This window comes from candidate division WOR-3 bacterium, assembly GCA_039804165.1.
Lineage (GTDB): Bacteria > Hydrothermota > UBA3072 > UBA3072 > UBA3072 > JAFGHJ01.
Genome location: JBDRZZ010000007.1, coordinates 1 through 22,928, shown reverse-complemented (window position 1 = coordinate 22,928; position 22,928 = coordinate 1). Strand labels below are relative to the sequence as shown.

At 33.4% G+C, this 22,928-nt stretch carries 16 protein-coding genes; 5 read left to right on the top strand and 11 right to left on the bottom strand.

What is annotated here, in order from left to right; translation table 11 throughout:
- Positions 1 to 65: 65 nt before the first annotated feature.
- On the top strand, positions 66 to 3,002 hold the full coding sequence (locus ABIN61_04080; protein ID MEO0293387.1) for a hypothetical protein: 2,937 nt from the start codon (positions 66 to 68) through the stop codon (positions 3,000 to 3,002).
- Positions 2,999 to 3,559 carry a hypothetical protein gene (locus tag ABIN61_04075; GenBank protein ID MEO0293386.1) on the top strand — a complete coding sequence of 187 codons (561 nt, stop codon included), beginning with the start codon at positions 2,999 to 3,001 and terminating at the stop codon, positions 3,557 to 3,559. Before ABIN61_04080 ends, ABIN61_04075 begins: the two co-directional genes overlap by 4 nt.
- An 8-nt stretch (positions 3,560 to 3,567) precedes the next feature.
- Here the strand turns inward: ABIN61_04075 and ABIN61_04070 are convergent, their stop codons facing one another.
- The 4 genes from ABIN61_04070 to ABIN61_04055 all read right to left on the bottom strand — a co-directional run bounded on the left by ABIN61_04070 (position 3,568) and on the right by ABIN61_04055 (position 8,197).
- Positions 3,568 to 4,743 carry a hypothetical protein gene (locus tag ABIN61_04070; protein ID MEO0293385.1) on the bottom strand — a complete coding sequence of 392 codons (1,176 nt, stop codon included), beginning with the start codon at positions 4,741 to 4,743 and terminating at the stop codon, positions 3,568 to 3,570.
- Positions 4,744 to 4,810: 67 nt separating this feature from the next.
- Positions 4,811 to 6,115, bottom strand: coding sequence for a replication-associated recombination protein A (locus ABIN61_04065; protein ID MEO0293384.1), 1,305 nt, complete (start codon positions 6,113 to 6,115; stop codon positions 4,811 to 4,813).
- Between the two features lie 28 nt (positions 6,116 to 6,143).
- Positions 6,144 to 7,400: a phosphoribosylamine--glycine ligase gene (gene purD / locus ABIN61_04060; protein MEO0293383.1), complete on the bottom strand. Its 1,257-nt coding sequence runs from the start codon at positions 7,398 to 7,400 to the stop codon at positions 6,144 to 6,146.
- On the bottom strand, positions 7,400 to 8,197 hold the full coding sequence (locus ABIN61_04055) for a hypothetical protein (GenBank protein ID MEO0293382.1): 798 nt from the start codon (positions 8,195 to 8,197) through the stop codon (positions 7,400 to 7,402). Before ABIN61_04055 ends, purD begins: the two co-directional genes overlap by 1 nt.
- 303 nt (positions 8,198 to 8,500) lie before the next feature.
- Between ABIN61_04055 and ABIN61_04050 the strand changes: the two genes are divergently transcribed.
- Positions 8,501 to 14,878 carry a C25 family cysteine peptidase gene (locus ABIN61_04050; GenBank protein ID MEO0293381.1) on the top strand — a complete coding sequence of 2,126 codons (6,378 nt, stop codon included), beginning with the start codon at positions 8,501 to 8,503 and terminating at the stop codon, positions 14,876 to 14,878.
- 1,247 nt (positions 14,879 to 16,125) lie between these two features.
- On the top strand, positions 16,126 to 16,818 hold the full coding sequence (rpiA, locus tag ABIN61_04045; protein MEO0293380.1) for a ribose-5-phosphate isomerase RpiA: 693 nt from the start codon (positions 16,126 to 16,128) through the stop codon (positions 16,816 to 16,818).
- A 12-nt stretch (positions 16,819 to 16,830) separates the two neighbouring features.
- On the opposite strand, the gene ABIN61_04040 is transcribed toward rpiA, so the two are convergent.
- Genes ABIN61_04040 through ABIN61_04030 form a run of 3 tightly spaced genes read right to left on the bottom strand, consistent with a single transcriptional unit; the run spans position 16,831 to position 18,099 of the window.
- Complete coding sequence (locus ABIN61_04040; GenBank protein MEO0293379.1) at positions 16,831 to 17,148, bottom strand: YbjQ family protein; 318 nt, start codon at positions 17,146 to 17,148, stop codon at positions 16,831 to 16,833.
- Entirely contained in the window at positions 17,145 to 17,585 is a 441-nt protein-coding gene (locus tag ABIN61_04035) for a hypothetical protein (GenBank protein ID MEO0293378.1), read from the bottom strand. The genes ABIN61_04040 and ABIN61_04035 overlap by 4 nt, the downstream gene beginning before the upstream one ends.
- The gene (locus ABIN61_04030) at positions 17,578 to 18,099 is read right to left on the bottom strand and encodes a sigma-70 family RNA polymerase sigma factor (protein ID MEO0293377.1); all 522 of its coding nucleotides are present in this window, start codon (positions 18,097 to 18,099) and stop codon (positions 17,578 to 17,580) included. The genes ABIN61_04035 and ABIN61_04030 overlap by 8 nt, the downstream gene beginning before the upstream one ends.
- A gap of 184 nt (positions 18,100 to 18,283) precedes the next feature.
- Between ABIN61_04030 and ABIN61_04025 the strand changes: the two genes are divergently transcribed.
- A complete protein-coding gene (locus ABIN61_04025; GenBank protein MEO0293376.1) occupies positions 18,284 to 18,577 on the top strand; it encodes a DUF3467 domain-containing protein in 294 nt (97 codons plus the stop codon).
- 10 nt (positions 18,578 to 18,587) lie between these two features.
- Here ABIN61_04025 and ABIN61_04020 read toward each other — a convergent pair whose 3' ends face one another.
- Genes ABIN61_04020 through ABIN61_04005 form a run of 4 tightly spaced genes read right to left on the bottom strand, consistent with a single transcriptional unit; the run spans position 18,588 to position 22,646 of the window.
- Positions 18,588 to 19,055, bottom strand: coding sequence for a cytidine/deoxycytidylate deaminase family protein (locus ABIN61_04020; GenBank protein MEO0293375.1), 468 nt, complete (start codon positions 19,053 to 19,055; stop codon positions 18,588 to 18,590).
- Positions 19,033 to 19,836: an inositol monophosphatase family protein gene (locus ABIN61_04015; protein ID MEO0293374.1), complete on the bottom strand. Its 804-nt coding sequence runs from the start codon at positions 19,834 to 19,836 to the stop codon at positions 19,033 to 19,035. The genes ABIN61_04020 and ABIN61_04015 overlap by 23 nt, the downstream gene beginning before the upstream one ends.
- Entirely contained in the window at positions 19,837 to 20,349 is a 513-nt protein-coding gene (locus ABIN61_04010; protein MEO0293373.1) for a hypothetical protein, read from the bottom strand. It lies immediately after the preceding gene.
- Positions 20,349 to 22,646: a DNA translocase FtsK 4TM domain-containing protein gene (locus tag ABIN61_04005; protein MEO0293372.1), complete on the bottom strand. Its 2,298-nt coding sequence runs from the start codon at positions 22,644 to 22,646 to the stop codon at positions 20,349 to 20,351. Before ABIN61_04005 ends, ABIN61_04010 begins: the two co-directional genes overlap by 1 nt.
- Positions 22,647 to 22,928: the final 282 nt, after the last annotated feature.

The following is a 22,928-nucleotide window of genomic DNA, read 5'->3' as shown; positions in this document are numbered from 1 at the left end:
CAGAAGTATATTTTTGTCAAGGTCTTCTTATTGATTTTTTATAAATAAAGGATATTATTTAAAAAATGGAAAAGATAAATAAGTTTTTAATTCCTATCTATAAAAGAATGTTTATAAATTGGATGGTGAACAAGTTCATTATTGGAGCTTCCTTTTCAATTTCCTTTTATCTTTTTTGGTTGTTTTACAATAGATTTTTTTATATGACCACCTTGGAATGGTTTCTTTTCCCTTTGACATTAATTTCCCCATTTTTCTACTCGTTCAGAAGAAAACCTTCTTTATTAGAAGTTGTAGAGTTTCTTGAGAATAAGCTTCAAGGTTTAGAGGGGAGATTATATCTTTTAATAGATCCTTATCCTTCTATTTTTGATTCTTCAAAATATAAGAAAAGAGCGGTAGAAGAAGCTTATTCTATATTAAGAAAGATCAACATAAAGGAATTGGTTCCTATAAAAATAGGAAAGAAAAGTCTTATGTCTTTAATCCTTTTATCTATAATAGCTATATTTTTTTATTTTCAAAATATAATTCTTATAAGAATATCAGAGAAACCTTCTATAACTTATCTAAGTGAGGTGGCAAGAGAAGAAGGGAATACACTTGTTCTTGCAAGAAGCAATCAATTAAAAAAAATGTATGCATTTTATGGGGAAGAGAAGAAAAAAATGTTTAATTTTGGAAATGGAAAATTTGGGGTTATATTAAATCTTGAAAAAACTACAGAAATTCAAGTTGGTTATAGAATATGGAAAAGCGAAAAAAGGAAGATCGAGGTATTTTCTCCCTTATTGTTAAGAAAATTAATACTTACCTATCAATTTCCTTCTTATCTTGGGAAGAGGCCCTTTTCCGATACTTTGTATAAGATAGAAAAAGAGATTTTTATTCAGGCTTTAGAAGGGACGAAGATCGTTATTAGTGGGGAGGCGAACGTTGAAATAGGTAAACTGGAAGGAGAAGTATTTGATAAATCAATAAGTGGAAAGAACTTTTATTGTAGTTTTGTTTTAAAAGAAAAGGAAGAAAAGGTCTTAAATTTAAGAGATTGTTTAGAACTTTTTTCTTATAGTCTTCGTTTTCTTGTAGAACCTATAAAAGATGAACCTCCTTATGTTGAGTTTCTTTACCCTAAAGGGGAATATAAACTTGGGGAGTCAATGGAGGTTCCTATTATACTAAATGCAGAAGATGATTATGGGTTGAGATCAATAAGCTTATTATATGGAAAAGATAAAATAAGAATTAAAATTCCAGAGGGTTCAAAAATGATCGTGGATTCTACGGTATTAGCGATAGAAAACCTCCCACCTGGAGATACTATTAAACTCAAAGCTATAGCAATAGATTTTGCAGGGAATAAGACCTTTTCTCAACCTGTTTTCATTTATATGCCAACTTTGGAGGAGATATTTGCAAAGTATAGGAATTTAAGTGATTCTGCTATAGAATCAACAAGTGATTTTGAAGATAAAAGCAAAGAGATGGTTGAGAGGATTGAGGATTTCTTATATAAGGGTTATCATAAACCTGAAGATCAAATTGAGTTAAGAAAGACTCTCCAAACTCAGAGAGATATAATTGAAGGTGTAGAAAAACTTGTAGAATTTACAGAAAAAATAAAAAGCCCGGAGATTTCAAGGGAAATAGAAAACATAAGAGAAATTCTAAATAATAAGTATGTGAAAGAATTTTTAAATGCTCTTGAAAAATTAATAGAAAAAAAAGAGTTTTCTCCTGAGGAATTAAAAAAACTAACAAAAGATCAGAAGGAACTTTTGGAATCGTTAGAAATTTTCAAAAAAAGCCTTGAATATTTGAAGAGTCTGTTAGAGATAAGTGATTTTTCAAAAAGGGCAGAAGAAATATACGAGGAGCAAAAAGAAATAACTCAGGGAAAGCCAAGTGATTCTCTTTCACCTCAGGAAGAAAAATTGGCTCAAGAACTTGAAAAATTGCTACAAGAGATGAGAGAGTCGAAAAATAGTGAAATAAAAAAATTGGCTTCGGACTTTAAGGAAACAATGACCATAGAGAATATGAAGAAATTAGCTGAATTTATGAAAGAAGGAAAGATGGATAAAGAAATTGCAAAAAATATTGAAGAGAACTTAAGGAATCTAAACTTATCTCTTAATTCTTTAAGAAATTCCAAGTTTGGAGAAGAAGTAAAAAACCTGATTAGAAAAAAAGGTTGGGAACTTTGTTTTGTCCTCAACACTCATAATGAGCTTATTGAAAGAAGACATGGTATTGAAAAAGCTTTAATTGAACTTGGGCTTTCAGAATCTATTGATAGAATAGAAAAGGAATTAAAGAGTATATTTCTTAAGAGTCTTTCATTCTCACCAGAGGTTTTCAAAGACCTTCAAAGAGCAAAAGAAAAGATGAGAGCCTTAAGCGAAGAGTTAAAGGTAAGAGAAGTTCCACGGACATCAATGGAAAGGGTTAATGATTTAATAATTCAAGCAATATTAAAACTTTTTTCCCCTCCTGGAGGGGGGAAGAGTCTTGCGGGTGCTCTAAAAGAGCTCATTGAAGAACAAAGTGCGATCTTGAATGAGTTAAATAAAATGTCCCTTTTACCTGTGCCTACTTCAGGAGGGGAGAGCTATTTAAAAGAATTGGCAGAGAAACAACGTCAACTTGCTCAAAAATTAGAAGAAATGGGAAGTGCTTTTGGTCCTCTTTCGGATGAAATGAAAGAAATGGCAGAAAGCTTAGAAAAGGGATTTATTGATAAGGAAATTATTGAAAGGCAGAGAAAGGTTTTAGATAGATTGCTTGAGGCAGAAAGATCAATAAGGGAAGGAGATTTGTCAACCAGAAGATATTCCGAACCTGGGATTTTTGTAGCTCCAGAGAGGGTAAAACTTCCAGAGAATTTGGGAGAAGAGAAGAAGAGATTAAGAGAACTTCTTAAGAAAAGAATAGAAGAGGAGCCTTATCCTTATGAATATAAGAAGGAAATAGAGGATTATTTTAGGAGGTTAATTGAATGATTCCTTTAATATTATTATTTTTTTTCTCCGAGGACCAAAAGATAGAAAACGAAAAAATAATTCTTGATTTTATTAGAAATAGTGAATATGAAAAAGCTTTGTCTCTAACTCAAGATAAAAGACTTACAGGGTGTATTAAAATTTTAAAGGGTGATATTAAAGGAGGAATTGAAGAAATAAAAGAATCTGCCACAAAAGGTGATATTTTTTCCTTAAATTTATTCTTGCTCTTTAATCTTGAGGTGGATAGAGAAGAACTCATAGAATATATAAAAAGAGAAATAGGAGTTTCTAAAGATAGTTTATTTTCTTTTCACTCTCCTTATATTCGGTATTTTGTTATTTCTCCGGAAACTCTTTATTTAAAAAAAATACCCTCAGACTCTATTATTTATCCTTATGTGATTTTTAAACTTGGTATGAATTGGATGGAAGAGAAACCCAAAAAGACAAAAGAGTATTTTAAAGAATTGATAAAAAATTACCCTCTTCTTCCTCCCGGAATTTTGTCCAGAAATACACTTAGAATCTTAGAAGAGAAAGTAAATAAGCAATAAATTTTAAACTATTTTTTCTTTTCTGCTTTTTTCTTTCTTACTCTTCTTTTTGGTGTGGCTTTCTTCTCTTTTTCTTCCTCTTTTTTCTCTTCTTCTTTAACTTCTTCTCCAAAAAGTTCTTCTTTCTCTTCAAGAAGGTCTTTCTTATCTTTAAACTTCACAAGTATTGTATAGATAACTGTTTGTCCAGAACCTAAAACTGATAATCCATATCCTAATACGATGAAGACTATAAGATATAGTGTAAGACCTAAGATGAAACTTGCCACAAGAGTAGATTTAGCCACCCCTTCAGTTACAAATTCTACGTTTGGAAAGACAATCGAGGGAAAGAATTTCCCGACAATAATAGGGAAGAAATTCGGGATATATAATAACCATTTTGCATTTCCCCACATAATAGGCCAATTCTTTCCACCCCATTTTGTAAAAACAATATTTGTTAGCCACAAGGCTTTTTTAGCTAAATATGCAAGAATAAAAGTGCAAATTAAGGTAAACAAAAGAAGAATTACTTCCCATAGCAGAAATCTCCAAGTTTGGTCATTAATTAAAGAAAAGCCCTCAAATACAGTATCAAAAGTATCACTATTTGTAGTTCCCACTATAGCAGGACCAGCAATGAGAACAACCATTGTCACAATTGTTAGATAAACAATTAAGAAAGCTCCTCCTATAAGAGGAAAAGAAAACAAACTTATAAAGATTGGTCCCACATGAGGGAGACGAACAATTAATGCCATCACCACACCCACTAAGAGGAAACAGAAGATGGCTATTGCTAAGAATAAAGGAGATCCAAAAGCTCCTTTCCAATTCTTCCAAGCAAAGGACCAAGCTTCTTTCGCTTCGTAGAACTCATCCCCTTTTAATTGCTCAAAAGTAATCTTAGAAATTGCTGTAAGAGTCACAAGATAAAAGAAAAGGGTGCCCAAGCAAGCTATTATGTAAATTATAATCCCAATAAGATTTAGATTTCCTTTAACAAAAGGAGCTGGAATAAATCTAAATGTTTGCCAAATTTCCTTTATCTGCCATCCTGAAACTACTAAGGCTATATAAGATAGGACACTGTATAGTAAGACCCCATAAAATAAACCTTTTACTCCAACACTTATTTTTCTTGGATTCACCCCTAAACGTCCAGCTTTAAATATATCTTCCCATTTGTATTGAAGTTCCATTTTACCTCCTTTTTATGAAGAATGATAAGGATAATTTTAAAAATGTCAAGGGGAAAAATTTCAAGGACTATATTTCTTTCTGCTCTTCTTTTAACTTTTTGAGCCTCTCTTTTATATTTTTCTCCCATCCTTCATCTGTTGGCTCATAAAATATTTTTTTCTTAATCCCATCCGGGAAATAGTTTTCAGGGACAAAATGTCCTGGGTAATTATGGGGATACTTATAACCTTCTCCATAACCAATTTCTTTCATAAATTCAGTAGGAGCGTTTCTAAGATGAAGTGGGACTTTTCCATTTGGATGCTCTTTAAAAAATGCCCGAGCTTTATTATAAGCTAAATATGAAGCATTACTTTTTGGAGCAGAAGCGAGATAAGTTACGGCATGGGCAAGAATTATACCGGCCTCAGGCATTCCAACAAAATCAATGGCTTCTTTAGCGGCCACGGCTAAAGGAAGGGCTCTTGGGTCAGCGTTACCAATGTCTTCTGAAGCAAGGATAACCAACCTTCTTGCAATAAAAAGTGGATCTTCTCCTCCTTCTAACATTCTCACCATCCAATAAAGAGCTGCATCAGGATCACTCCCACGAATAGATTTTATAAAAGCCGAAATGATATTATAATGTTCTTCACCTGATTTATCGTATATAACTTGTCTTTGAAGAACGCTTGATATTAAATCCTTGTCTATTTTCCTTTTGTCTCTTGCGCAAATCTTTACACTTGTTTCAAGCACATTTAGGGCTACTCTTGCATCTCCTAAAGATATTTTTGCAAGATAATCTTTTTCCTCTTCTCCTATTTCTATCTCAATTTTTTTAAGTTCTTCATCTATCTTTAAAGCTCTATTTATTATCTTTTTGATTTCTTCTGGAGTTAACGGTTTTAAAATGTATGTTCTTACCCTGGAAAGCAGAGGAGAAATTACTTCAAAGGAAGGATTTTCAGTTGTTGCCCCTATAAGAATGAGAGTCCCATCTTCAAGAGCTGGAAGTAAGACATCCTGTTGTGCTTTATTGAAGCGATGAATTTCGTCAATAAAAAGGATTGTCTTTTTATTTTTATTTTGTAAAAGATATTTTGCTTTTTGGATTATCTCTCTTACATCTTTAACACCACTCTCTGTGGCACTGAGGCTTTCAAAATTAGCTTTTAGATAATTAGAGATTATGTAAGCAAGGGTAGTTTTCCCTGAACCTGGAGGTCCCCAGAAAATTAAAGAAGGAACTTCCCCCATCTCAATGAGTTTTCTTAGGGGAGAACCAGGCCCTATTATCTCTTCCTGACCTATAAAATCTTCTAATTTCTTTGGTCTAACTCTATATGATAAAGGAGCCTTTCCTTTTCCTCTTTCAAATAAATTATTCAAATTTAAAAAGATTTAGGAAAAACATTTTCTAAGATAAAAATTTAATTCCTCTTTCTCCAATATCCTTTCTATAAAATAGTTTTTCCCCTTCCATTTTTCTTATGCACTGATAAGCTTTTTCTTTTGCAATAGGTAATGTTTCTCCTACTCCAACACAAGAAAGGACCCTTCCCCCAGTTACGTAAAAATGTCCATCTCTAAGTTCTGTTCCTGCATGGAATATATTACAAGTAGGATCAGAAGGGATAATAACCTCAAAATCTTTTTCGTATTTTTCTGGGTATCCTTTTGAAGCCAAAACAACCGCAAGAGCAAAGTTCTTGCTGAAATTCAACTTATCTGGTAATTTATATTCATTCGCCATTAAAAGAAGTTCTAATAAGTCGTCTTCTAAGAGAGGTAAAATAGCTTGGGTTTCAGGATCTCCAAATCTTACATTAAACTCAAGAACTAAAGGGCCTTCTTTTGTAATAATTAATCCGCCATAAAGAACGCCTTTATATTCTATTCCTTTTCTTCCTAAGCCTTTTATTATTGGGCTAAATATTTTCTCTTTTATCTCAGAAAGTTCCCTTTCTCTAATAAAGGGAACGGGTGCATAAGCCCCCATCCCTCCTGTGTTGGGTCCTTTATCTCCATCGAAGGCTCTTTTATGATCCTGTGAAGGGATAAAAGGGATGATTTTATCTCCAGAAATAAGAGCTAAAATTGAAACTTCCTCTCCTTCTAAGATTTCCTCGATTACAACAGTTTCTCCAGCCTCTCCAAATTTTTTCTCCACCATTAAAGATTCAAGAGCCTTAATTCCTTCTTCTTTGCTATGACAAACTGTAACACCTTTTCCGGCGGCTAAACCACTTGCTTTCACCACAACTTTTCCATTCTTTTTTTCAATGTATCTTTTTGCTGCATTAAAATCATCGAAGATTTCAAAATAAGCAGTGGGAATATTCATAGAAGCCATAATCTCTTTTGAAAAAGCTTTGCTTCCTTCTAATTGAGCCGCATCTTTTTTTGGCCCAAATATATTTAATCCTTCTTTTAAAAAGGAGTCAACAATACCTTCTACCAATGGTTTTTCTGGCCCCACAACGGTAAAATCAATTTTTTCTTCTATTGCAAAATTAAGAATATCTTCGTTACTTGAATAATTTATATTTTTTCCTAAAAGACTTGTTCCCCCATTCCCTGGAGCGAAATAAAGCTTTGACAATTTCTTACTCTTTGAAAGTTTCCACCCTATAGCGTGTTCTCTTCCCCCACCTCCAATCACTAATACTTTCATTATTCCACTCGGACAAATTTTTCTCTCTTTAATTTTACATCTACTTCTTCTACTTCAGCTGCCAAATCTGCATTTATAAGAGTATATCCGTTGAATGTTTTAGAGGATGCTCCCGGAACCTCAAGATTTTCTAAAATTTCGGTTGTAACTGTTATTCCCTTTTTGTTAATAAAATTAATCTTTCCTGAAAATGATATATTGTTTTTTTCCTGGTTATAAACTGTAAATTCCCAGAAAAATTTCCAATTATCAATGTTTTTTTCAACTATCTTGGAGTGTATTCCTATTATATCCCAGCTTGAACTTTTTACACTATCCTCTTCTACCTTTCTTCTACCCAAAAGAGTTCCTTCATCTATTTTTTCTTTTTTCTCTTCTGAAGAGGCTTTTGCCCCCAAGTAAAGCTTAATAGTATCATTAACACCATAACCCGTTATTTTACAAAATGTTCCGTTTATGTCACTTTCAAAACCTATAATACCTGGTTTATTTGCCTTCCCAGAGGTGTATGCTTCCCCTTCTCCTCTTTTGTAAGTAATTGGATTTTCAATTTCTAATGGAGTTTCTAACCACGAAACAGAGCTATTTTTGGGATAGTGTCCATATTTTTCGGCATACTTTTTTGCTTCTATTTCCATAATTCTCATATTCTCTTTCAGAGAAGAAATAATAACAACATTAGTAACTTCTCTATAAGATTCCAAACTCTTAGAAATATATGGAGCGAAGAAATAACCAATCCCAACTCCTATAAAAAAAGCTATGAATATTAAAAATATAGCAACTCCTTTTTTCATTCTTACCTCTTAATTCAAATTTATATTAAAAAGTATAATAAAAAATTTTCTTTAAGCAAGTCTCTATTTGGTTAAGGGATAAAAAAGTGGGGGTGGATTTAAATATAAGCCTAAAAGAAATTAGGGAAAAATGTAAGTTTGACAAGGCAAATTAAATAAGAGAAACTTGATAAATGATAAAATTATATTAAATAACATAGTATAAAAGTGAAATAAGGCAAAAAGAGAATTATAAAATTATAATTAATAATCTTAGAAGGCATGTGGAGGTTAAATTATAAAAATTAAATTAGGAGGTAGGAAATGAGATTTTTTAACTTTGTTAAAACTAATTTTGTCCTGATTGTTTTCTCTGCTTTCTTTATAATATCATTCGTAAATATGGAACTTTATGGCGAAACAAAAACAATCAAGCTATTTTATAAGGAGAACGAAGTCAAATTTTCTAAACTCCGCGGTTATGACATTGTGTCTTTGCCTGAATTTGATTTTATCCAGGATTCTTTAAAAGTAGGTGAACCTATGCTCCCCGTAAAGGGTGTTAAGGTTTTACTTCCGTCGGGGACAGAAGTAAGAAACGTAAGAGTTATTTCAACCCGCGAAAAAAAACTAGAAGGAGAGTATTATATCTATCCAGTTCAGTATCCTATTCCTGTGGGTGAAGTAAAACAAAGGGGATTTGTAGAACCTAAAAAAGAAATATATTCATCAAGTAAAATCTATCCTGGTAAATTGGTAGAATTTTTGTATGAAGGTTATTTTAGAGAATATCATCTCGTAGATATTATAGTATATCCTATTCAGTATAAACCGGCAAAAAGAGAACTTATTTTAAATACGGAGATGGTGATTGAGATAGAATATTTTACTTCTGATAAATACCAACTTCCTCCGCGACTAAGAAAAAATGAAGTGGAAGACAACGAATTTAAAGAAAAAATAAGAAAACTTATTGTTAATCCTGAAGATATTTCATATAATATATCTCAATCTTCGTTAGATATAGAAACAAGTCTACAAGTAATAACTCAGCCATTATCAGTACCTTCGTTCCCATCAGCTACTGAAGGGCTTGATGTTAAATATATAATCATCACTGCTGATTCATTAGTTGATGCCTTTCAACCTTTGGCGGACTGGAAAACGAAAAAAGGTATAGTATCTACAATCAAAACTGTTTCCTGGATTTCCCAAAATTATTCAGGTTGTGATCTCCAAGAGAAAATTCGTCATTTTATTCAAGATGCCTATATAAAATGGGGAACAGAATACATTTTACTGGGTGGAGATGTAGATATTGTTCCTGTCCGACTAAATTCTTACGGACCTTATCCTGCCATAACAGATCTATATTATTCTGCCATATACCCAATAAATAATAATTGGAATTCGAACGGAGATCATAAATTCGGAGATGGTGCTGATTATCTTCCAGATATTTGGGTGGGAAGGGCACCTGTTCATAATAAGAAAGAGGTGAGGGTATTTATAGATAAGGTTTTTACTTATGAAAGAAATTCTTTAGCTCCAAATCTTCCTCCAGCGACATATTTAACGACTATGTTATCTTTAGGAGGTATAGTATATGATATTTTTGATGACTCCGGCAAATTTGCTGCGTGGTGGTCAGAATCTGGAATCTATGATAAAGATTACATAAATGATAAGCTTCTTCCACCGTGGTTTACTCATTGGCAAATGTATGAATATGATTATCACTTTGACTCTGCTTATGGGGCATATTTTAACCGTGATGAGGTATTAAATCCAGCAAATGCTATTAGGAGGTTGAATGAAGGTTATGGCATTGTTAATCACATCGACCATTCAAATCCACAAGAAATGGGAGCAGGAACGAAGACAGGTTGTGGAGGAATAACAAATAATGATGCGAGTAATTTGGCTAATGGGAACAAATATTTTATTATGGTTAGTGGGGGTTGTTCACCTGGAGCATTTGATTATGATTGTATTGGTGAGCGTTTATTGTTAAATAAAAATGGTGGGGCTGTTGCATTTATAGGTGGGTCAAGGTATAATTTTGTTAATTTTGTTTTTTCTTTTGATTCTAAATTCTATAAAAATTTATTCCGTAATGAGATCTATAATATTGGTCATACTCTTGGCGCTACGCACATAGAAAATGGTATTCCTTACGAAGCAACCATTATGAATTTACTTGGGGACCCTGAATTGCCTATTTGGACAGCGCCTCCAGATACTCTTATCGTTAGACATCCTTCCACAATTACAAACGGTGTAAATATTTTCCCTGTAACCATCTCTAATTTACCGGTTGGTAAGAAAGCTGTTATATGTTTGAAGAAAGGCGTAGAAGATTATGCGATAAAGACTGTTACAGGGACAGGTAATCCAGTTAATGTAGATTTTGTCTTCACTCCTGATACGCCTGGCGAATTGAGTGTTACGGTAACTGCTCACAATTTTGTTCCGTATGAAGCGAGTGTGCCTGTTACTCAAATAGGTGATGGTGACTTCCATTTATATGTAGAAAGATACATAATTAATGATGATGAGTCTGGTGACAGTAGAGGTAATGGAGATGGTAAAGTTGATGCTGGTGAAACAATAGAGCTACCTATAACGTTGAGAAACAGTAGTAAAATAGGGATTGGAAATGTTGTTGCTACTCTAGCTGCTTATAAAAAGGGAACAAATACCCTTCATCCTTATATTACCATAATAGATAGTATAGAAAATTTTGGAGATATCGGTCCAGGGAGTTCTGTAACTTGTTTGGATGATTTTAAATTCACTGTCTCTTCAGATTGCCCTGACGGAGAAGTCGTGGAGTTTAGGTTAACAGTGGCAGGTTTTACAGATAATTTCTATCTACAAATTTATGCACCTCAGGTTCAACATACGGGTCATACAGTTTATGGAAATTTACAGCCAGGAGCTACAGTTGGTTTGACAGTTGAACTTTCAAATTACGGTCATGGTGTAGCTAGAGAAATAACAGCTACTCTAAGTTCATCATCTCCATACATAACCTCGATAACTAATAATCCTCAAACATTTGAAGATATTCTTCCTAATAGTTCAAAAAAACCGTGGGGTAGTAAGTATTATTTTACTATAAGTCCGAGTTATCCAAATACCCCGGAGGCATTAACTTTTAAACTGACAATTCAAGATGCATACGGGAAAACATGGATTCACAATTTTGATTTGAAGGGTCCTGCAACACCTACCGGTTTAAATTTTATAGGATACGAAAATTCTATTGATTTAATTTGGAAGAAACCCGCAGATTCAGATTTGAAAGGATATAATGTCTACCGTTCTGATAGCCCCACAGGTGTATATAAGAAGATAAACGATCGATTGATCGAAGGGACTTCGTATTTCAAAGATGTTGGCTTGCAAAATGAAACCGTTTATTATTATAAAGTGTCAGCAGTAGATGAGTCTGCTAATGAAAGTAATTTGAGTGATTATCTGGAAGCCTGGACTACAGTCAAGCAGGTAAGTGGTTGGCCAGTTAAGTTAAATGAAAAAATATTTTCGTCCCCCACTTTATTTGATGTTAACAATGATGGGAAAATGGAAATATTTATTGCCGACCAATCAGGTAGGGTATATGCTTTTAATAATACAGGCGCCGAATTGTTTGACATCGATAATAACCCCACTACGATAAGTGGATTTGCTTATAGAAAGGGTGCAAATTTTTGGAGTTCACCTGCTATAGCCGATTTAGATAACAATCTTAATAATGGATACGAGTTGGTGATTGCTAGTAGAGGGAATGATACTCTTTACTGCTGGCATATAAAGGATATTGATGGAGACAGGAAGCCAGACCCATTTTGGAGTGTAAAGCTCGGTGCCCCATGTTTAAGTTCTCCCGTAATAGGTGATATTGATAATGATGGTTATCCTGAGGTCGTCATTATGACTCATAGTGGCCAAGTTCACATTCGGAGATATAATGGAGACGTTTATGGGCCATCTCCTTGGATGGTGATTGGTGGAAACTCAGATCAAATAGAGGCTTATTGCACGCCGTCATTGATTGATCTTGATGGTGATAGTGACCTTGAAATTATAATTGGGGGAAGTGATGGATATATATATGTATGTCACCATAACGGTATATCTTTTTCTACTAACTGGCCATTTTATACAGGACGGAATAATTTGGGCTCGTCACCTGCAGTTGCAGATATCGATATAGATGGACATTATGAAATTATTTATGTTGCCGGGAATAAGGTAAACAACGACTTAAGTGATAATTGTGTTGTATATGTCAAAGATGAGTATGGCAATGATAAATCTGGGTGGGTTTCTGGTAAATCAATCTCTGATATAGGAGGTGTAGTGCTTACTTCCCCTGCTGTTTGTAACCTGGATGGCGACAGAGAGCTGGAAATCGTAGTAGGAACAAGATCGACTGTTTATGCATGGAATCATGACGGTTCGCCTTTACCTGGTTGGCCAAAAACAGAAGCTGGATTTCAAGGAACGTGCTCAAGCCCCATAATTGCAAATGTAGATGAGAATCCTGATCCAGAGATTATAATTGGATCTTTTCATAAAAATTTGTATGGTTGGCATGCTGACGGAACCAGAATTAAAGGCTGGCCATTGGTGACAGGAGATATGAACTTAGGCACCCCTGCAGTAGGAGATGTTGACGGTGATGGAGACAATGAAGTTGTTGTTGGTTCTTGGGATTGGGAAGTCTATGTATGGGATACGAAAGGAATAGGTAAAAGAGATTGGTCTATGTTTCATTATGACCCTCAACATACAGGATGGTATGAGATGATTATTTCTGGAACTATACCTGGGAATACCACCTTAAGTGGGAGATGCAGAGTCGCTGAGACTGTGACGATTCCATGTGGAGCAACACTCACGATTAAGCCTTGTGCCACTATAGCGTTTGCACCAGGAAAATCGCTCATTGTTGAAGGCATTCTAAATGCTAATGCTACAAATTTTTCCAAAATTACATTTACCTCAACAGAGGCGAAAAAACGGGGTAGCTGGGGGTCGATCGTTTTTAGTGGCTCAGGAGCAAATGGCTCAATTTTGAATCATGTGAATGTAAGATACGGAACACAAATACAAATTCTTAATTCCTCAAACATCACCATCCAAAATTCGATAATCAAAGATATGATCAATGGCGTCTATGCGTATAATTCATCAGGTTCTATTTTGAATAATACTATCAAGAATGTTCGTGACCACGGAATTAATTTAAATTTATCAACATTTACCTGCAACCAGAATGTAATTATTAAAACCTCGAACTTTGCTTACTATCACACCGGTTTTGGAATTTTATATGGTGGAGGTTCCTCAGGAACCGTTTGGCAGAATGACATAAGGGGGATGAATCAGGGTATTGGTGCAATCTGGGGTTCTTCGCCAGCATCTCTTGGGTCTTACTCTATTCCTAGAAATAACCGAGTAACTGACTGCTTAAAAGGTTTAGTGGTATACCGAGAAAGCTATCCTGTATTTGGTACCCCTCCTCTAAGCAAGTATATGTGGAATAGTATTTATGGTAATACGATTAATGTTTCAGTGGGAACTTCCTATCCCACCTATAGTAGCGGACTTTTAGCTTATGGAAACTGGTGGGGAAGTAATCCTCCAAATACTTATTTGTTTGAAGTTGGACCTAATTCATGGTTTTATTATAATCCCACTTGCACAAGTGACCCTTGGGCAGATATTCCATTACCTTCAGGGGAAATGGGTAGTGATGTTACTTTAATAACCCAAGAAAATGCGAAGCTATACTCTTTGAGTGAATCAAATGGAGTTATACCAACTCATTTAGAACCCAATGGTGTAAATATAGTGGATGGAGAGCTAAGTTTGCAGACTGATAAACTTTCCGGAGTATCTCTATATTCAACCGTGGAGTTACGGCTCCAAAACAAATATAGGGAAACAAAAGACTTTTTAATATCTTATCTAGCCGAGCATCCTGAGAATCAGGCAGCGTATGTGGAACTTTACAATTGTTATTCTCCTGAAACAGTAGATGCTCTAATTGAATATTTTTCTTCTCTCCCAAAGGAAGCTGCTAAGGAGCATAAATTACTTCTTTCTTATCTGTATATTAAGCAAGGCCAAATTGATATGGCAAAGAAGATAAATAGTAAAATAATAGGTGAAAATCCAAACACAGAACTTGCAGCGAGAGCAAAAATCAACAATTTCTATATTGCTTTGCACAATGAGAACGATTTTAACGGTGCCACTAAAATTCTTAATGAAGTATTAAACAATCCCGAATTGCTAAATGAGATAGATCTCTCACTTGCTCAGGAAGTGATTGAGACGTATGCGATGACCTATGGCAAAGAGATTCCTTTGTTTACCATTAAGGTAGAGAATCCAAATATACCTGAGGAGTTTGGCCTTTCTCAGAACCATCAAACCCTATTTGGTCTTACAACAATTGTTAAATATCAGTTAAAAACCCCTAGCCATGTAACGCTGAAGGTTTACGATATACTTGGTCGTGAGGTGGCAAACCTAGTAGATGGAGTAAAGGAAGCAGGATACCATTCTGTAATATTTGACGGTTCGAAGCTTACAAATGGGGTTTACTTCATTCGATTTGTTGCAAAATCGCAAGAAGAGCCAAAGGAGTTCATTCAGGTAAGGAAAGTGGTATTGAGCAGGTAGGTAAAAGAAGATATAAACCGATAACATAAAGGAAGTAAAACATAAAACCTAGTCTTGTTTTTATTAAAAAGTATTTTTTACGTTTGAAGTTAAGGAATATTTCACTATTTATATGAAGTTATTTCTTTCTTAATAAATTTATTGGGGGATACTTATGATATTGGATTTATAGGCAAGGCCATTTTTCTGCAAAATTTAAAAGAGCTGCCAAGCATCTATTTCATTTAACTTAAATTTTATAACTCTTTCTTATCTTTCATAATTTTCTATTTTTTAGCTTTTTCTCTTTATATAGATAATTTTCCCTTTCTGCAAGTCCTTATTTAATCTCTATTAGGTACAGCTTCTTATAAATTCTTCAAATTTGAGAATACTTTATTTTGCTTTCAGAATGTTTTTATTTTAACTAGTTTCTCCTTTTTCTAAAGCAGATTCGTTATTTTGCTCCTTTATTTTCCTATGATGATCTAAAGGAATCAATAAGAATATTCTATTAAACACTAATTTAATCTTTTCTTATACCTGTAGAATAAAAGTATCTTTTTGAATATCTCTTTAAAGTTGCAAATATAATTTTTCGTCTATTTTTACCTCATAAAATCTTAATTTAAATATCCCCAACAAATGGTTCTAGAAGGAGAAATAATTTAAAAACTCATTCCACACGTATGAGGCTGATTTTGACTCCTCTAATCTTAGAAAATTTAAAACCGAGCTGTTAATATTCTTCTTTCTAATTTCTAAGGCATTTTTGATTTTGATATTTTCCTCTCTTGTAATTTAACAGAAAAATAAGTTTAAAATTAATAAACAACCCTTCTTAGCATAAACATAAAATTTAGTAAAATAAATTATTATTTAATTTAAACTGCATAAATAGATGATACTTCGGAGATTGCTGGTGTTTCTCCAACGAAAAATCATTCAGAATTAAATAATAATTAATGAGGTAAGGTGTAGGGGTAATTAAGATACTGTAAGGCAATAAAAATAAAAAGGAATGTTAGAAGGTGTTCATAATATATGGAGTTAGAGAAGGAAGATAAGACCTTAGGGGAAAGGAAGTAATCTTAAAACTCCTTTACTTAATTTATTCGAAAAGAGAAATGGAACTATCTCTTTTGATATGGAATTGAACTTTAATATTTATAATCTCAAAGTATACTCTATCTAGGTTATAGGAGGTCATTTCTTGACATAAAAAGGTTTCCTTTTATATTTGTTTAAGTCAAAAGGAGGAGTTTTCTATGAGAGAGAAAGAGAAGGAATTAGCTGGTTCAAAAGTTTCTGATTTTATTAAAGATGGAATGCTCTTAGGTCTTGGAACAGGTTCTACTTTTTTTTATGCAATAAGAAAGATTGGAGAAATGATAAAGGAAGGGTTGAAAATAAAAGCTGTTTCTACATCTCGTGCGACGACTGAACTAGCTAAATCTTTAGGTATCCCTCTTGTTTCTATCGATGAGGTAGAAGAGATTGATTTAACCATTGATGGAGCCGATGAGGTTGATCTGAATTTTAATGGAATTAAAGGAGGGGGTGGGGCATTATTATTCGAGAAAATAGTGGCAAAGATTTCTAAGAAGAATCTATGGGTTGTTGATTCTTCTAAGTTGGTAAAAAAATTAGGTAAATTTCCTCTTCCTGTAGAAGTGGTTCCTTTTGGTAAAAGCAGTGTCTTGAAAAAATTTGAAAAACTCGGGTTTAATCCTAAGCTTAGGATGAGTAATGGGAAAGAGTTTATTACGGATAGTGGAAACTTTATAATAGATTTAAATTTAGGAGAAATTAAAGACCCGTATGAGATGGAAGTTGAACTAAATATGATTCCAGGGGTAGTAGAAAACGGCCTTTTTTTAGATGTGGTTGATATTGTGATTGTCGGAAAGGGAGATGGAGTAGAAATTTTTGAGAAAGGGAAAAGTTTCCCTTGTTGGTAGAAAGATTTTTCTCTATTTACTTAATTTGACTGCAGTTCCATATGCGAGAAGTTCGGCAGCTCCTCCCATAACGAAAGAGGTTGCAAAACGAACTCCTATTACAGCATCCGCTCCAAGTTCTTTTGCATTTTCTATCATTCTATCCAAGGCTTGTTCTCTGGATTCTGCTAGTAACTTTGTATAATCAGTAATTTCTCCCCCTACAATATTTTTAAGAGTTGCCATAATGTCTTTCCCTATATGCCTAGCTCGAATTGTGTTTCCCTTAACAAGCCCGAGAATTTCTTTTATTTCTTTTCCTGGAATAAAATCAATAGTTGATAAGATCATTTTTTCACCTCCTTAGAATATCTGTCTGTTTTTATTAGAGTTAATCTTTCTCTTACAACTGACACTAAAAGGATTACAAATCCCAACAGTAGTGATATAAATCCAACCTTTGCATAAAGAGCAATCTTAGGATCTTTGATTACCTCCTTTAAAAACTGAACCCCAAGAAAAGTTAGGGTTAGGATTGCTCCTATAGAGAATACAATCCATCCTATTCGTCTCTCCAATCTATTGTAGAGAGAACTCCAATACTCTTCCCACTCTTTTTCGGGGTTAATTGGTCTTAGCATTTTCATCACCTCCTTTAATTTGTCTATTTCTTTCAGTTCCTCTTTTAATTTTTTATTTTTGGAAGATAACTCTTTTAGTTGTTTCATTTCTTCTTCGGATAAAGTCCCATCAAAATATTTATTTTTAAGTTTTTCAAGCCTATTCAATTTTTTTAAACTCCTCAAGTAAAGCCTTTCTTGCGTAATAAAGTCGAGACATCACTGTTCCTATAGGTAGATTTAAGACAATGGAGATTTCTTTATAGCTCATCTCAGCATAATGTCTTAGATAAATAATTTGCCTTTTTTCTTCATCAAGTTTTAAAAGAGCTTCTTTTAACTTCATTATTTCTTCTTTTTTCTCTAAATTTTCTTCAGGAGAGGCAATTTTAAGAGGTAGCTCTTCCTCTATTACTTCTCTTTTTTCTTTTTTTAACTTCGCCAATGCTTTATTTTTGATTATTGTATATAGCCACGGGGAAAAAGGGCTTTTTGTGTCAAAATTCTTTATCCCTTTCCAAGCGCTAATGAATCCTTCTTGAGAAATATCCCAAGCATCCGCTGGGTTTTTTGTGAAGTATAAGGCTACATTGTAAGCTTTTTTCATATACTTCTTAACCAACATTTCGTAGGCTTCTATGTCTCCCTTTTTACATTTCTCTAATAAGAGTTTGTCTTCCATAAATTAAATTATAATAAAAATAACAAAGTTGAAAAGAACGTAAATAAAATTTCTTTATTCTTTATTTTATTATATAGTCTTAAAAATAAAAATTATTCAATTTATTTTTTAAAGTGGGAGAGATTTTGAATAATTCTTGACTAATATGAGAATTAGGGTATTTTGAATAAAAAAGGAGGAATTTATGGAAGAGAAAAAACAAGAAGTTAAAGTGAGGTTTCCGGAAGAATTAATGAGTGGAGCTTATGCGAATCATATGATAGTTCTACATACAATGGAGGAATTTATTATGGATTTCATTTTAGTTTCTCCTCCCGTGGGAAGTGTTGTGGCTCGAGTGATTACGAGTCCCGGACATATGAAGAGAATAATTAATGCTCTCCAGGATAATGTGAGAAAATATGAAGAAAAATTTGGTAAAATAAAAGAAGCACAGGCTCCGGGTCTTATTATTTCTGAAGAGGTTAAACCTGCCTAATTTAAATTCTTTAAGAGCCTTCTTTTAAAAGATCTTCAAATTTAATGACCTTTACTCCTGCTTCTTTTAATATTTCTTTCGCAAATTCATCAGGATAGCCTTCTTTATAGATAATTTCTTTTATTCCTGCATTTATAAGCATTTTAGCACAAGTAAAACAAGGATGAGTTGTCACATATAGAGTTGAATTTTGTATTGATATTCCTTCTTTTGCCGCCTGAATTATTGCATTTTGTTCGGCGTGAATTGCTCTTGAAAGCTCCATCCTTTCTCCAGATGGGATCTTAAGTTGCTCTCTTATACATCCACCTCTTTCTTCGCAATGAATTATATTCTCAGGAGGACCATTATAACCCGTTGTTAAAATACGTTTGTTTCGAACAATAATTGCTCCAACTTTTCTCCTCAAGCAGGTTGCTCTTTTACTTACCAACTCTGTTATTTCCATAAAGTATTCATGCCAGGAAGGTCTTTTCATTTCTTACCCTTTCTATTATTTCTTTCATTTTGTCGTGAATTTTTCCATTTGATGCAATAATATCAGAATTTTTATAATTCCAACTCTCTTTGTAGAAATTTGTAACTTTTCCACCTGCTTCTTCTACGATTAAACCACCAGCTGAGATATCCCATATTTTTAAGTGCTTTTCCCAGTATCCATCAAATCGACCACAAGCTACATAGCAAAGATCAAGGGCAGCCGAACCTAATCGCCTAATACACCTTGATTTCATTAAGAGAGCATTAAATTCTGGAATATTAGAGTCTTCCTCTCTTATTTTTATATAGGGAAACCCTGTTGCAAGAATTGATTCTTCTAATTTGAGTCTCTCTGAAACTCTTATAGGTTTTCCATTTAAGAAAGCACCACCATCTTTGGTTGCATGAAATAATTCCTTATGAATAGGATCATAAACAACCCCAATTTTTAATTTTCCTTCAAGTTGATAAGCAATAGAAACAGAAAAAATGGGGATTCCAAAAGAAAAATTGTTCGTTCCGTCTAAAGGGTCAATAATAAAAGCTTCCTCTACGTCCCAGTTATTTGGTTTCGTTTCTTCAGCTATTATCTCTATTTTGGGGTATTTTTTAGAAAGAGCTTCAATAATAAAATTTTCGGATTTTTTATCTGCAGTAGTCAAAAGTTCTGCTCCCTTTTTATTTTCTATCTCAAAGTCCTTTCTGAACAAGCGAAGAAGAATCACCCCTGCTTTTTTTGCAAGATAAATTAAGAAATTAAGTTTATCTCTATTGTCCATTTAATTCATCTTATCTAAAGAGAAGAACCCTTCTGGATATTTTTTGTTTAACTTATACGAACTGAATGTAAAAACACCACTCCCCTCTTCTTGAGCAAAGCGAATTTTTTTGGGTAAGAGGTCTTTATTGAGAAGAACAGAAATTGGATAAATGAGTTCATCCTTTAATGGAGATAAATAAATCCACCCAGATGAAGTAGAGTCTATTTTGTAGTTTAAGTTTGGGGAAAATAAAACATTATAAAAAATTATAGGAGCTTTTCTACGAAAAACCTGATTTGTTTTTTCTGTCCATAAAAAAATAGAATCATTTATAAAGATCATAATTTGTCTCTCTGGTTTATAAACATCAATTCTTGCTCTTTTTTTCTCTGCATAAACAGAACCTCTGAACTTTAAAGTGTCTCCCTTAACAATTAAAATTTCCGTGAAGTTACATTCAATAGCTCTAACTTCTTTTAATTTTTCTGAAATCTCTTCTAATATTGATGAAAAAAATAAAAGAATTATCACTATCTCTCCTTTTTTATTAAAACTTCCCTTGGCTTTGAACCTTTAAATTTACCTACAACACCGGTTTTTTCCAATTGATCAATCAATCTACCAGCTCTTGCATACCCTATCTTTAATTTTCTTTGCAATAGAGAAACAGAAGCTGTTTGCTCTTCTATTATTATCTCTTTGGCTTGTTCGTAAAGCTCATCTAACTCTCCAATTTCTCCCTCAGCTCTTTCTTCCAAAAGGAATTCTTCAATTTCTTCTGTGGGTGGATAGTATTCTAAGTTATCTATAAATTCAGTGAATGTGGTTTCATCAATACCAAGGCGAAGTTTTAGGAGTTTACTGAATTCTTCAATTCTTTCAGGAGCCCCGGGTAAGGTTCTATCTGCAATAACATCTAACATTTCTTCTTCCTCTGCAAGAGCACAGATTTCTTCAGCGTTACTAAATTTTGTTTTTAATAAATTTTTAAGATGAGCAAATCCAATTATAGAAACAATTCTTTTTGTCTCTTCTGTTGTTATGAGTGGTCCATGAAATCTTTTTGGGATTCCTTCATCTGGGGGTATAAATAACATATCCCCACCACCCAGCAATTTTTCAGCTCCTTTTGTGTCGAGAATGGTTTTAGAGTCGTGGATAGAGGCGACTTGAAAAGCTATTCTTGCTGGGAAATTAGCTTTTATAAGCCCTGTAATAACATCTACTGATGGTCTTTGAGTTGCAAGAATTAGATGTATTCCAACTGCTCTGCTCATTTGAGCAAGTCTTATTACTGCATTTTCAACCTCTCTACCACTTCGCATCATTAAGTCAGCAAGCTCATCAATAATTATAAGAATGTATGGCTTTTTATCTCTTATTTTACTATTATATCCTTGAATATCTCTTACACCAACTCTCGCGAATTCTTTATATCTTTGTTCCATACACTCAAGTGCTTTATTTAAATACTGAATCGCAATAGATTGTTCTGTTATTACACTTCTAATTAAATGAGGGATCCCATTGTAAATGGAAAGTTCTATTCTTTTTGGATCTATCAAAATAAAACGAATGTCATCTGGGGTTGCCTTGTATAAAAGGGAAGTGATAATTGAATTTATAAAAACAGATTTCCCTGAGCCTGTAGCGCCTGCAATAAGTAAATGAGGCATCAAAGCTATTGAGTAATAAAAAGGTTGTCCTGTTATATTCTTGCCAATAGGGACATAAGTTATAGAGGTATTGTTTTGGAATGTTTCGTTTTCAATTAATTCTTTAAGGAAAACTGTTTCTCTTGTTTTATTTGGGACTTCAATCCCAACTACTCCTTTACCAGGTATTGGAGCTATAATTCTTATTTTCTCAGAATGGAGCGCAAGAGCTATATCGTTTGCAAGATTAGAGATTTTAGATAGCTTTATACCAAGATCTGGTTTAAATTCAAATCGGCTGACAACAGGACCTCTTGAGACTCCTGTGATCTTTCCTGTAATTCCAAAACTTTTTAATTTCCCTTCTATTATGTTTTTGTAATTATTTATTGTTTCTGGAGTCATCCACTCCACAGGAACAGGGTCTTTAAGCGAGTCCAAAAATTTTCTTTTGAACTCTTCCTGGTCTTCTTCTTTTGTTTTTTCTTTAATAGAGATTGAAGGTTTCTGGAGTTTTTTTTCTATTGGTTTTATTTCTATTTCTTCTCTTTCTTCCTCTTTTACTGAGATAGGAACTTCTTCCTTTTTAGGTAGAATCCCTTTTGTTTTTCTCCCAATTATTTGGAAGATTGATTTAATTATGTTATAAGAGGGTTGGAGATACACATAGAAAATTAATAAAGAAAGAAAAATCAGTAATGTAATACTTCCTCCAAGACTTAATTTAGATATTAGGAAAGAGCTAATAAATGTGCCAAACGCTCCCTTACTTGATGTGGGAATTTTTTGATTTAAAGAAACAGCCATTAAGGATATAAAGAAAAGTCCCAAAAATAATCCTCCAATCCGATAAAATATTAATTTAATGTTATTTTTGAATAAGGCAAAAGCTGCAATTATTAAAATTAATGGTAAAGGTAGAGAAAGAATGCCAAAAGTGTCATAAAGGCTTTTGGCAATAAAAGCTCCAACTACTCCTCCAAAATTTTCCTTAAAACTTTCCTTAGGAGAATAAGAGATAAGAGAACCAAGAATAAGAATGGATAAGAATAAGATTATTATCCCATTTGTAATCATTTTTTTTCTATGGTCCATTTCTTTTACTGTAACTATAAGAGATCTTATTATAAGCCCTATAAGAACAATTATTATTGTGAAATTTAATATTTTCATAATTGAAATAATATATTTATAAGAAACTATGTCAAGTTTAATACCCTATTTGCTCTTTAAGACAAGGGGTTGACAATTCTCTATTAAGGATTAATTTTTTTATTCCACTCCCTAAAATAGATAGTTTTGCCAAAAGGAGGTAAAATGAGTATAGATTTGCAAAGCCTTAATGCTGAAACAAAAGAGAAAAGTGCTGTAATTGAGACCTTACTTGCAGAGATTGGTAAATCTATTATTGGGCAAAGAGAAATAATAGAGAAAACTATAATTGGGCTTCTAACA